Here is a 12,181-nt window from a genome sequence, read left to right as displayed (position 1 = left end):
CGAAGTGTATAAGAGACAGGCTGCTGCGGGGGGCTCGGCTGTTGGAAGCCCTGCTGCTGGAAACCCTGCGGGGCTTGCTGGTAGCCCTGCGCGGGAGGCTGCTGGTAGCCGGGCTGGGGCTGCTGCTGGTAGCCCTGAGGAGGCTGCTGAGCTGCGTAAGGCTGCTGAGCCGGCTGGCCCTGCGGCGGTGCGAACGGCGCCTGCGGGGCGGAGCCGAAAGGCTGCTGGCCCTGCTGCGGCGCGGAGCCAAAGCCCTGCTGGCTCTGCGGCGGCGCGAAGGGGGCCTGCGGTGCAGAGCCAAAGGCCTGCTGCCCCTGCGGAGCGGAACCGAAAGCCTGCTGCGGGCTCTGGATCTGGGTCTGCGCGAACGGCGAGCTAGGCGTCGAGGGCTGCGATGGCGCGAAGGGCTGCTGGACCTGTTGTTGTTGGGTCTGCTGGAGGTCCTGCGCGGCGGGAGGCTGCTGGCGGTTCGCCGCCGTGGCCGGGCCGCCGAAGCCGGGAGGCGGCGTCATCGGCTGCTGGAGGTGCGGCGGGATCGGCGGGGCGTGCGTGACCGGCTTGGGGGCCGCGTCCTCGTCGGCGTCCTGCGGCGGGGCCTCGGGAGTGACCGCGGGTATGCCGAAGCCGGTCGCCCAGCCGGGTTCGGCGATGGACGGGACGCTGACCTGCGGCGGGCCGGTGCGCGCGGCGGGCGCGGCATTGCCGTCGGCGTTCGGATCCGTGGCGGTGACCACCGGGATGTTGAAGTTGGTCGCGAACGTCGGCTCGGCGATCTGCGGGACGGTGACGCCGCTCGACTTCGGCGCGGGTGCGCCACCCTCGGACTCGTCGGATTCTGCGGTGCCGGATGTCGCGGTGACGACTGGGATGTTGAAGTTCGTGGCGAACGTGGGCTCGGCGATCTGCGGGACGCCGACCGAGGGCTTGGCCGCCGGCACCGGCGCGGAACCGGCCTCAGACTGCGGCGTGACGGCGGGGATGTTGAAGTTGGTCGCGAACGTCGGCTCGGCGATCTGCGGAACGCCGGGGTCGGCGGGCTTCGGCGGGCCGAAGGCGGCGTCGACGTCGGACGCGGCGGATTCGGGCGCAGGTTCAGGTGAAGACTCAGGCGCAGAGCCGGACTCGGAGGAAGATGCGGCAGATGGCGGCTGGCCGAAGCTTGAGCCGGCACCGCTCTCGGCAACTGGCTGGCCGAAGGCAGAACCCTCGCTCGCGGACTGCTGACCGAAGCTTGCGTTCTCGTCCGGCACATTGGTGGCCGCGGCTATCGAATCCGCCGCCTCGGCGGCTTCGGCAAGCTGCTTGGCTTCCTCACCTATCGGTGTGAATCCCGCCGGCAGCCCGGCGAGCCCTGCCGAATCCGGCTCGGGCGCCGGTGCATGCGACGACGTAGCGGCACGCCAAGCCGGTTCCTGCGGCTCGGGGGCCGGAACCGCGGCCGGCGGCGGCGTGATGATGGTCGGCATGTCGCTGCCCGAGGGGCCGGACGGACCCCACGCCGGGGGCGCGGGCTGTTGCGCGCCGGCGCCGGCCGGGCCGTAACCCTGGGGAGGCGGCGCACCATGCTGCTGCCCACCAGCCCCGTTCGGATCCTGCTCCTCCTGGCCCGCCGCACCCTGCGGCTGCCCCTGTCCCTGCCCCGGCGGAGGCCCGTACTGTCCGCCGTCGGTCTGGCCGCCCGGCTGCCCGTACTGACCCTGCCCGCCACTCATCGCAGTCCCCTGACTGTATTGACCGCTGTATTGACCGATGGGCTGCCCGCTGTAAGCCGCCCCCGTCGCGGAGCCGGCGCTCGTCGCCTGCCCTCCGCCTTTCCGTCGCAAGAATCCCCCGAGGCCGCCGCCGGTCCTGCCGCCGGCGCCGGTGCTCAGGCCGGTGTCGCCGGCCCCGGCCGTCGGCGACGCTAGCGGAGCGGGCGCGGGACCGGGCCCCGGAAGCATCTGCCCCATGTTCGCCAGCTCCACCGCCCGCGCCGCCAGATCGCGCGACACCGCGGACGGCAGCCACCCCGTGACGTCCGACCCCCGCAGCGCCGGGCGCCCCTCTATGCCGCCGTCGAGCGCGGCCCGGCACATCTCCACCAGCTGCGTCGGCGTAGGACGCGCGACGGCATCCTTCGCCAGACACCGCGTGGCGATGTACGCCAAAGCCGGTTCGAGCCCCTCGAGATCCGGCTCGTGATGCTCGACGCGGTACAGAATCGCCATCGCGTCGCCGAGGCCGAACGGCGTCCGGCCGGTCGCGGCGTAGATCAGCATCCCGCCGACCGCCCAGACATCGGCCGGAGCGTCCACGTCGGCCCCGGCCACCTGCTCGGGAGCCATGAAACTGGGAGTGCCCAGCCGCATCCCCGTAGCGGTGAGCATGCTGGCGTCAGTCGCGCGGGCGATCCCGAAGTCGATGACCCGCGGCCCGTCGGATGCCACCAGCACGTTCGCCGGCTTCAAATCCCGGTGCACGATCCCCGCCGTGTGGATCGCCTGCAACGCCAGCCCGATACCGACCCCGAGATGCGCCACCGACCGCGGCGAGAAAGGCCCCGCGAGCTGCACCGCGGCGCTCAGCGGCGGCCCCGGTATGAAGTACGACGCCAGCCACGGCGTCGCCGCGTTCGGATCCGCGTCCGTCACCGCGTTCACGAACGGCGAGTGCACCGCCCGCGCCGCCGCGATCTCGCGCGCGAAGCGCTTGCGGAAGTCCCGGTCGGCGGCGAAGTCCTGCCGCAGCACCTTCAGCGCGAAAGCCTGCCCGGTCGGCGCGAACCCGAGGTAGACGCTCCCCATCGCCCCCTGACCCAGCCGCCCGCGCACCGTGTACGGCCCGATCTGCCGCGGGTCGGCCTCCAGCAGCGGCTGGATGTTCTTCGAGACGATGCTCCCGGCACCGAGGCCGCCGTAGCCGCCGGGCCCCGGAGCGGGTCGGTTGGCCTCCACTGGACTGCTCCCCCATTGTCGTCGCGCGCGTGAGGTGATTGTCCTCTCTTCAGCGGACGGTAGTCACCCACGTAGGGCATGGACAACGGATACCAGACGAGTGTGCCCCGCTATGCGCCCGGCCTACTCTGCCCTAACCGCACGCAGGACCGCACCCTTGGCCGTGGCCTGCGCGTTGAGGTCGTCCTGGAAGGCACGCATGGCGCCGAGCAGTTCCAGGTCGTGGGAGGCCAGGATCCGGGCCGCGAGCAGGCCGGCGTTGCGGGCGCCGCCCACGGACACCGTCGCGACCGGGACGCCGGCCGGCATCTGCACGATCGACAGCAGCGAGTCCATGCCGTCCAGGTACTTCAGCGGCACCGGGACGCCGATCACCGGCAGCGGGGTGACCGAGGCGAGCATGCCCGGCAGGTGCGCCGCACCGCCGGCACCGGCGATGATCACCTTCAGGCCGCGGCCGGCCGCCTTCTCGCCGTAGGCGATCATCTCGCGGGGCATGCGGTGCGCCGAGACCACGTCCGCCTCGTACGGGATCCCGAACTCCTCCAGCGCCTCGGCCGCCAGCTTCATCACCGGCCAGTCGGAGTCCGAACCCATGACGACGCCCACCAGGGGGGTGGCGGCCGGCTCACTCATCGATCTCTCCTCGCAGGTAAGCGGCGGCGTGCCGGGCGCGTTCGACGGTGTCCTCGAACGACCTGCCGGGCAGGCCCAGGACATTCACGTGCCCGATCTTGCGGCCCGGCTTCACAGCCTTGCCGTACATGTGCACCTTGACCCCGGGGTCGTGCGCCATGACGTGCTTGTACGCCGGGTAGACCTCGGGCAGGTCCAGGCCCAGCACGTTCGCCATCACCACCACCGGCGCCACCGGCTTCACCTGGCCCAGCGGCAGGTCCAGCACGGCCCGCAGGTGCTGCTCGAACTGGCCGGTGACCGCGCCGTCCATGCTCCAGTGCCCGGAGTTGTGCGGCCGCATCGCCAGCTCGTTGATCAGCACCGCGCCGTCGGCGGTCTCGAACATCTCCACCGCCAGCATCCCGGTGACCCCGAGCTCCTTGGCGACGGTCAGCGCGATCCGCTGCGCGTCCAGCGCCGCCTCCTCGGACAGCCCCGGGGCCGGCACGTAGACCTCGCGGCAGATGCCGTCGATCTGCAGCGACTCGACCACCGGGTAGGCCGCGGCCTGGCCGTGCGGGGAGCGCGCGACCTGCGCCGACAGCTCGCGGACGAACGGCACCTTGGCCTCGGCCAGCAGCCGCACGCCGCGCTCGGCGGCCTCGGCCAGCACCGCCTTCGCCGCGGCCAGATCGTCGACCATCCACACGCCGCGGCCGTCGTAGCCGCCGCGCGTCGCCTTCAGCACGTAGGGGAAGCCGACCGTGGCGCCGAAGTCGGCGAGGTCGTCGTCGGTGGCGATCAGGGCCCAGTCGGGGCACGGCAGCCCCAGCGCCGACAGCCGCTGCCGCATCAGGCCCTTGTCCTGCGCGTAGACCAGCGCGTCGGGGCCGGGCCGGACGGCGACGCCGGCGGCCTCGAGCTCGTGCAGGAAGTCGGTGGGGACGTGCTCGTGGTCGAAGGTCAGCACGTCGCAGCCCAGGGCGAACGCCTTCAGCGCCTCGAAGTCGTGGTGGTCGCCGATCACGGTGCCCGGCGTGACCTGGGCCGCGGGATCGTCCGACCGTTGCGCCAGGACGCGCAGCCCGACCCCGAGGCCGATCGCGGCCTGCTGCATCATGCGCGCCAACTGGCCGCCGCCGACGACTCCTACCACCGGAAAGCTCACCACCTGATTCTAAGGCGGGAGCGCCGGCTCCTTTGACGCGGCCTGCGGCGATTCGGTTGCACGCCTGGACGCGATCCGCAGCAGAAATCCCGCCAAACTCCACGAATGGGTGCGGCCTAATGTCACAGCTACGTCGCGATGAGTAGATTTAACGGAGGTTTCCCGTTCAGCTGTCGAAGCGGCCCAGATAGGGACGGTACCCTCGGGTCGCTAGGAGAAAACCGATGGAAGACAGGTGGCAGGCGTGACGGTCGTGCGTTCTCTGTACAACCGCTTCGAACACCTCGTCCACGAGCTGTCGAAGTTCGGAGTCGTGGGCGCGGCAGCCCTCTTGGTCAACATCGCCGTCCTGAACGGGATGCTGCTCGCCGTCAAGGACAAGCAGATCGTCGCCACCATCGTCTCCACCATCGTGGCCACCTGCGTGGCGTACGTCGGCAACCGTTACTGGACCTACAAGGACCGCGACAAGATCGACCGCCACCGGGAGATGCTTTTCTTCTTCCTGATCAACGGCGTCGCCGCGGTCATCGAAGTGATGTTCGTCTTCATCGCCAAGTACGGCCTGGGCGAGGACAGCACGCTGGCGGTCAATGTCGCCAAGTACGTCTTCGGTATGCCGGTCGGAATGCTGTTCCGCCTGTACTGCTACCGGACCTTCGTCTTCCCCGAGGGCGCCGAGCCCGAGGTCGTCCCGGCCGCCGCCACCGCGCCGCTGTACCCGGTCGGCCACCCGGCGCAGAACGGCTACCCGGCGCACACCCCGCAGGCCCACGTCCCGCAGGCGCACCTCCAGCAGGCGCACGTCCACCAGCGCCCGATCCCGGAGACCGCGGGCCGCTGATTAGGTCCCGGCCCCACGCGTAGATAATCCTCCTGTGCTCGTTGCCAAGGTCGTTTCGACAATCCGCAAGCTCTACGCCGAGATGCTCAAGTTCGGCGTGGTCGGCGCCGTCGGTGTGGCCTCCGACATCGGCAGTTCGAACCTGCTGTGGAAGTACACCGGCCTGAGCCACACCGTCGCCTCCGTCGGCGGCACCTGCGTGGCCACCGTCACCGCCTACATCGGCAACCGCTACTGGGTCTTCCGCGACCGGCCGGCCGACGCCCGCCGCCGCGAGATGGCGATGTTCGCGCTGATCAGCCTGATAGGGCTGATCATCGAGAACAGCTTCGTGTTCGTCGGGGACCGGGTGCTGGGCTTCCACAGCATCGCCGCGGCCAACGTCGCGAAGTTCGTGCTGGGCCTGCCGATCGCCGGGGTGTTCCGGTTCACGACCTCGCACCTGTTCGTCTTCCCCGAAGCCACTGGCGCCTCCGCCGAGACTTCCTCGAACGTCGCCGCGCGCTCCACAAGCTCCCCTGCGGGCTCCGCGTCGAACGACGGCGACGACGCCCTCCCCAACCAGGGCGCCGACCCCGACGACGGCTTCAGCGCGCAATCACCGACAACGGCGAGTGCTCCGTGAGGAAGACGGCGAACACCGCGGGCCGCTGAAGCACCAGGTTCAGCCGGCCGCCGTCGGCCTCGGCCAGCTCCCGCGCCACCGCCAGGCCCAGCCCGGTGGACCCGCGCGAGGAGGCGCCCCGCTCGAACAGCTTCGCCTCCAGGTCCGGGGCTATCCCGTCGCCCTCGTCGCCGACCTCGATCACCACCGAGCCGCCGACCGCGCGGGTGTGCACGGTGACCGTGCCGGCGCCGTGGATCAAGGAGTTCTCCAGCAGCGTGGACAGGATCTGGGAGAACGCCCCGGGCGTGGCCATCGCCATCAGCCGCCGCTCGCCGGAGACCACGATCCCGCGGCGCATCGACTGGTAGGCCGGGCGCCACTCGTGGACCTGCTGGCGGATCACGGTGTCCACCTCGATCGGCACCGCCAGATCCGAGCGGCGGTGCGTGCGTACCGTGGTCAGCAGCCGCTGCACCACGTCGGTCAGCCGCTCCACCTGGGACAGCGCCACCTCGGCCTCGTCGCGCACGGTCTGCGGGTCGTCGGCCAGCGTGATGATCTCCTCCAGCCGCATGGACAGCGCGGCCAGCGGGGTGCGCAGCTCGTGCGAGGCCTCGGCGGCCAGCCGGCGCTCCGAGCCCAGCATCGTGGAGATCCGGTCCGCCGAGCTGTCGATGACCTCGGCGACCCGGTCCAGCTCGCTGATGCCGTAGCGGCGGTGCCGGGGCCGCGGGTCGCCGGAGCCCAGGCGCTCGGCGGTGGCGGCCAGCTCCTCCAGCGGCTTGGTCAGGCGGCGGGCCTGCAGGTAGGCCAGGCCGGTGGCGGCCACCAGCACGGCCAGCGCCACGCCGCCGATCAGGTACATCGAGCTGCGGATCTGCTGGTCGGCCGGCTCGCGCGGGGCCCGCACGGTGACGTGCACGCCGACGTTGCGCAGCACGTTGTCCTCGTTGAAGGTGGCCACGAAGGTCGGCGCGTTCGGCGCGATCGCCAGCGGGTTGACCTGCATCGGGCTCTGGCCGTCGACGTTGATGGTGGCGGTGTGGTCGGCGGCGACCATCTGCTGCATGTTCGAGACGTAGTTGCCCAGCGGCCCGGAGTTGGTGCCGTCCAGGCTGGCCTTGCTGACCTGCATGGACACCGTCCGGGCGAGCATGCGGGCCTCGGTGGCCAGCACCGTCTTGGTGCTGGTGTCGACCGAGCGCACCTCCAGCACGGCCAGCGGCACGCCGAGCAGGATGACGACCATCATCACCACGAGGAACGTGGAGGAGACCAGGCGGCGGCGCACAGCAGGCGGGCCCGCGCGCTAACCGCGCTCGAAGCGGAAGCCGACGCCCCGCACCGTGGTGATGAACCGGGGACGCGAGGCCTCGTCGCCGAGTTTCTTGCGCAGCCAGGAGATGTGCATGTCCAGGGTCTTGGTGGAGGACCACCAGGTGGTGTCCCAGACCTCGCGCATCAGCTGGTCGCGGGTGACCACCCGGCCGACCTCCCGCACCAGCACCCGCAGCAGGTCGAACTCCTTGGCGGTCAGGTTCAGCTCCTGGTCGCCCAGGTAGGCGCGGTGCGACTCGATGTCTATCCGGACGCCGTGCACGCCGTTGCCCAGGTCCGGGGTGCCGCGCCGGAGCAGCGCGCGGACCCGGGCCAGCAACTCGGCCAGCCGGAACGGTTTGGTGACGTAGTCGTCGGCGCCGGCGTCCAGACCGACCACGGTGTCAACCTCGTCGGCGCGGGCTGTCAGGACCAACACCGGGAAGGTGTGGCCGTCGGCGCGCAGCCGGCGGCAGACCTCCAGGCCGTCCATGCCGGGCAGGCCGAGGTCCAGAACCACCAGGTCGACGCCGCTCTGACCGGCCAGCAGGGCCCCGGGGCCGTCGGCGCGGACGGTGACCTCGTAGCCCTCACGTCGAAGCGCCCGCGCCAGCGGTTCGGAAATGGCGGCGTCGTCCTCGGCGAGCAGTACTCGGGTCATGAGTGTGATGGTAATCGGGGTGGACCGGCTGTCGCTCCCCCATCCGGAGCATTGTCTGTAATGCTGGGATCTGCTCCGGGAAGCACCGAACGCATGACGACCCACAACGTTCCGTCTCCCGCCCAGGGTTTGCCCCCGCAGGATGAGGACCGAGCGTTCTTCGGTCACCCCAAAGGTCTGCAGACGCTGTTCGCCACCGAGTTCTGGGAGCGGTACAGCTTCTACGGCATGCGCGGGCTGCTCGTGCTGTTCCTCACGGACACCGCGGCCCACCACGGCCTGGGACTCTCCCAGGAGGCCGGCAACAGCTTCTACGGCATCTACAACAGCCTCGTGTACATGATGGCGGTGCCCGGCGGCTGGATCGCCGACCGGATCTGGGGCGCCAGACGCTCGGTGCTGTGGGGCGGCGTCATCATCGCGCTGGGCCACTACGTGATGGCCATCCCGACCTCGGCGACGTCGTTCCTGGGGCTGGGGCTGATCGTGCTGGGCACCGGATTGCTCAAGCCGAACATCTCCGCGCAGGTCGGCGGGCTCTACCACGAGCACGACAAACGGCGGGACGCCGGCTTCACGGTGTTCTACATGGCCATCAACATGGGCGCCTTCCTGGCGCCGCTGACCGCCGGCTGGATCGGCCAGCACATCAACTACCACCTGGGCTTCGGGTGCGCGGCGATCGGCATGACGTTCGCGGTCGTCTGGTACGTCGTGGAGGGCAAGCACCTGGGCACCGTCGGGCTGCGGCCGCCCAAGCCGATCACGCCGCCGGAGTTGCAGCGGTCGCTGAAGGCCGGTGCGGTGATCGTGGCCATCGTGCTGGCGATCGTGCTGGGCTGGATGGCGATCACCCAGTGGTCGGTCTCGGCCTTCGCCGACGGGCTGGCCGCGCCGATCATCGCCACGCCGTTCGTGTACTTCGGCTACATGTTCAGCCGCGGAGGGCTGTCCGCCGGGGAGCGGCCGAAGCTGATGGCGTTCGTCGCCTTCTTCATCGGCGCGACGGTGTTCTGGATGATCTACGACCAGTCCGGCAGCCAGCTGAACCTGTTCGCCGCCGACAAGACGGACCTGCACATCTTCGGCTGGGAGATGCCCTCGGTGTGGCTCCAGTCCGCGAACCCCTTCTACATCATGGTGTTCGCCCCGATCTTCGCCTGGATGTGGCAGCGGCTCGGCAACCGGGCCCCGCGCACCTCGGTGAAGTTCGCGATCGCGCTGGTGGTGATCGGCTGCTCGTTCTTCGTGATGAGCGTCGCGGGCAGGGACGCCACGCCGACGCACCGGGTGTCGATCGCCTTCCTGGCGGTCGCCTACCTGCTGCAGACGATCGGCGAGCTGTGCCTGTCGCCGGTCGGCCTGTCGGTGACCACGCAGTTGGCGCCGCCCAGGTTCGCCGGGCAGATGCTGGGGTTGTGGTTCCTGGCCACGGCCACCGGCAACGCGCTGAACGTCTACGTCACCAAGCTCAGCACCACGATGAGCGACTTCGGCTACTTCCTGTCGCTGGGGCTCGTCGCGGCGGCCATCGGGGTGCTGGTGTTCGCGGCCTCGCCGGTCATCAACCGGCTGATGGGGGACGTGCGGTAGCCGGTCCGACACGCTAGGGCCCCGTCGGAGGACCCTTCGAAATCACCGGAAAAGTCCTCGGCGAAGGCCGCGCCGAAGCCCGCCGCAACGCTGTGAACTCGGCAGTAACCTGCGATCACAACCTGTTGTCGCCTCGCACAGGGTGCGGCCGAAGCAATACGCTCTTGTTCCATGGCGGACATAGCGGTGGTGGGGCCTGGCGCTATCGGCTCGGTCGCGGCGCTCGCGGCGCAGCAGACGGGGCGGCATTCCGTCACGCTGTGCGCCCGGCGCGATCCCGGGGCACTGCGGGTGGTCGACGACGTCTCGGGGGCCGCGACGGACCTGGAGGCGCCAGTCCTGACCTCCCCGGCGGAGGTGGCGGGGCCGGCGGAGTGGGTGCTGTTGGCGGTGAAGGCGCACCAGACCGACGGCGCCGCCGGATATCTGGACGCGCTGTGCAAGCCGACCACGACAGTCGTGGCGCTGCAGAACGGCGTGGAGCACGTGGAGCGGGTCGCGCCGTACGCGAACGACGCGCACGTGCTGCCGGCCATCGTCTGGATCAGCGCCGAGCCGACCGGTCCGGGCGAGATCACGGTCCGCAACAACATCTCCTCGATGATCCAGGTCCCGGCGGGCCCGGACGGCGAGGAGTTCGCGCGGCTGCTGGAGGGGGCGCCGGCGGTCGAGATCGAGCTGGTCGCGGACTTCGCCACCGCGGCTTGGCGCAAGCTGACCACGAACGCGATCGCGGGCGTCATGGCGGCCACCGGGCGCCGGGCCGCGATCTACCAGCGCCCCGACATCAGGGAGCTGGTTCTGGCGCTGGCCCAGGAGACGCTGGCGGTGGCCCGGGCCGAGGGCGCGGCGCTGCCGGAGAGCGAGGCCGAGGCGCTGGTCGGCATCTTCGAGCGGATGGACCCGGACATCGGGTCCTCGATCCTGTTCGACCGGCTCGCGGGCCGGGAGCTGGAGTGGGACGCGCGCAACGGAGTGGTTCGCCGTCTGGGGCGGCGGCACGGGATCCCGACGCCGGTGTCCGACGTTCTGGTCCCGCTGCTCGCCGCCGCCTCAGACGGCTGACGCACCCTTCCTGGTTCCGCCCCGGCGGGCCGGTGGGGGGTTCGGCCGCCGGGTCGGTCTTGCGGCCACCCGGGTCCGGCGCCGGCGCTGACACTTGCTCACGCCGGCGGTCGGATGTGGGGTCCCGGGCTGCCTGGTCGGTACGTCAGTACCAGTCGTGGGCCTGCCAAAAGGCCCACGCGGCGCACGGCGAGCCGTAGCGGCCGGTCATGTACGACAGCGCCCACTTGATCTGGATCAGCGCGCTGTTGCGCCACTCCGAGCCCATCGAGGCCATCTTGTAGCCGGGCAGCGCCTGGCCCAGGCCGTAGGCGCCGGAGGACGGGTTGGTGGCGTGCAGGTCCCAGCTCGACTCGCGCTCGATGATGTTCGAGAAGCACATGAACTGGCTGGACGGCACGATCTGCTCGGCCATCGCCTTGGCCTGCGCCGGCGTGGCGTTGTAGCCCATGTTCGTGCCGGAGCTGGAGGAACTGGACGAGGTCGGCGTCGGCGTCGTGGTCTTCGGCGGCGTCGGCGTGGTCGTCGTGGTCTTCGTCGGCAGCGGGATCGGCGACTTGGTGGTCGTCGGCGCGGGCGGCGTGGTGGTGGTCGACGTCGAGGTGGGCGCCGGAGGCTTGCTGCTGGACGTGGCGGCCGACGTCGGCGCCTGGGACGTGCTCGGCGCGGCGGACGAGGTCTGCGTCAGACTGGGACGCGCCAGGTCGCGGTTCGCGGCCGTGCTCGACCGGGCCGCCAGCGCGTTCGCGGCGGCGATCGCGGCGGAGGTGTTCGCGTCCCCCGACGACGCGGCCTCAGCGCTGTTGCGAAGCCCGTCCTGATGCATGTGGAACGCGGTGGCGACGCCTCCGCTGACCGCCAGCACGCTCGTCACCGCGGCCGCGGTCTTGACCTTGCCCTTGGCGTGGGTCATCGCCCCGGGCTTGGCGTGGCTGGCGACGTGTCTGCCGGAGCCGGATATGCCGGACAAGAGAGGCCTTCCGCCGAACTTCGCCTCCTGTGCGCGGGGTGTGTGGGGTGTTCGTTTCGAACGCCCGCGCGAGGCCTGTCGGGAGAGCAATCTGCCGGAGGTCACGGTCCGGTCTCAATGGAGACGGCCCGAAGATGACCGGGACTTTGCCGAGTCTTGGCACTACATAGCGGAGTGGGAAGGCATGCGCAGAGTGGCCACCATAGCCTTCACCAGCAACGTCTTCGGGCCCGCGCACGCGGCGGACGCACGTGCAGACGGTCGGGCATCGGCGGGATGCAAGTGGCACGCGTGGAGGCTGAATAGGGTTTGAGAGAGGGGGTAACGCTGGCTGAAAATGTGCGTGTGTCGGTTGGACAACACGCGGCGGACGTTTCGTCGAAGAGGAAGTCGGCGAGCGGCGGC

At 70.6% G+C, this 12,181-nt stretch carries 10 protein-coding genes; 4 read left to right on the top strand and 6 right to left on the bottom strand.

Features of this window, described 5'->3' with window-relative positions; genetic code table 11:
• From GWK61_RS10515 to GWK61_RS10505, 3 genes are all read right to left on the bottom strand, one after another.
• Nucleotides 1–2,933: serine/threonine-protein kinase (locus tag GWK61_RS10515; RefSeq protein ID WP_194907797.1), on the bottom strand; the 2,933-nt coding region annotated here is incomplete at its 3' end.
• A 123-nt stretch (nt 2,934–3,056) separates the two neighbouring features.
• Nucleotides 3,057–3,569, bottom strand: coding sequence for a 5-(carboxyamino)imidazole ribonucleotide mutase (gene purE, locus GWK61_RS10510; RefSeq protein WP_194907787.1), 513 nt, complete (start codon nt 3,567–3,569; stop codon nt 3,057–3,059).
• Nucleotides 3,562–4,719, bottom strand: a complete 1,158-nt coding sequence (locus tag GWK61_RS10505; RefSeq protein WP_323747488.1) for a 5-(carboxyamino)imidazole ribonucleotide synthase — start codon at nt 4,717–4,719, stop codon at nt 3,562–3,564. Before GWK61_RS10505 ends, purE begins: the two co-directional genes overlap by 8 nt.
• A gap of 244 nt (nt 4,720–4,963) precedes the next feature.
• Between GWK61_RS10505 and GWK61_RS10500 the strand changes: the two genes are divergently transcribed.
• Nucleotides 4,964–5,563, top strand: coding sequence for a GtrA family protein (locus tag GWK61_RS10500; protein WP_194907775.1), 600 nt, complete (start codon nt 4,964–4,966; stop codon nt 5,561–5,563).
• A 34-nt stretch (nt 5,564–5,597) separates the two neighbouring features.
• On the top strand, nt 5,598–6,188 hold the full coding sequence (locus tag GWK61_RS10495) for a GtrA family protein (RefSeq protein ID WP_194907774.1): 591 nt from the start codon (nt 5,598–5,600) through the stop codon (nt 6,186–6,188).
• Here the strand turns inward: GWK61_RS10495 and GWK61_RS10490 are convergent.
• Nucleotides 6,151–7,461 carry a sensor histidine kinase gene (locus tag GWK61_RS10490; protein WP_194907772.1) on the bottom strand — a complete coding sequence of 437 codons (1,311 nt, stop codon included), beginning with the start codon at nt 7,459–7,461 and terminating at the stop codon, nt 6,151–6,153. The genes GWK61_RS10495 and GWK61_RS10490 overlap by 38 nt on opposite strands.
• Before the next feature lie 18 nt (nt 7,462–7,479).
• The gene (locus GWK61_RS10485) at nt 7,480–8,148 is read right to left on the bottom strand and encodes a response regulator transcription factor (RefSeq protein WP_012785064.1); all 669 of its coding nucleotides are present in this window, start codon (nt 8,146–8,148) and stop codon (nt 7,480–7,482) included.
• A 93-nt stretch (nt 8,149–8,241) separates the two neighbouring features.
• Here GWK61_RS10485 and GWK61_RS10480 point away from each other — a divergent pair, with 93 nt between their 5' ends.
• Both GWK61_RS10480 and GWK61_RS10475 read left to right on the top strand, forming a co-directional pair.
• Nucleotides 8,242–9,741, top strand: coding sequence for a peptide MFS transporter (locus tag GWK61_RS10480; protein WP_194907770.1), 1,500 nt, complete (start codon nt 8,242–8,244; stop codon nt 9,739–9,741).
• A gap of 171 nt (nt 9,742–9,912) precedes the next feature.
• The gene (locus tag GWK61_RS10475) at nt 9,913–10,806 is read left to right on the top strand and encodes a 2-dehydropantoate 2-reductase (protein WP_194907768.1); all 894 of its coding nucleotides are present in this window, start codon (nt 9,913–9,915) and stop codon (nt 10,804–10,806) included.
• Between the two features lie 145 nt (nt 10,807–10,951).
• Here the strand turns inward: GWK61_RS10475 and GWK61_RS10470 are convergent, their stop codons facing one another.
• Nucleotides 10,952–11,776 (bottom strand): aggregation-promoting factor C-terminal-like domain-containing protein, encoded by an 825-nt coding sequence (locus tag GWK61_RS10470; protein WP_194907767.1) that lies wholly within the window; start codon nt 11,774–11,776, stop codon nt 10,952–10,954.
• Between the last annotated feature and the right edge of the window lie 405 nt (nt 11,777–12,181).

It is taken from the genome of Catenulispora rubra, from assembly GCF_015356825.1.
GTDB classification, from domain to species: domain Bacteria; phylum Actinomycetota; class Actinomycetes; order Streptomycetales; family Catenulisporaceae; genus Catenulispora; species Catenulispora rubra.
Note: the sequence above shows the minus strand (reverse complement) of the source record. Positions and strands in the feature narration are given on the sequence as shown.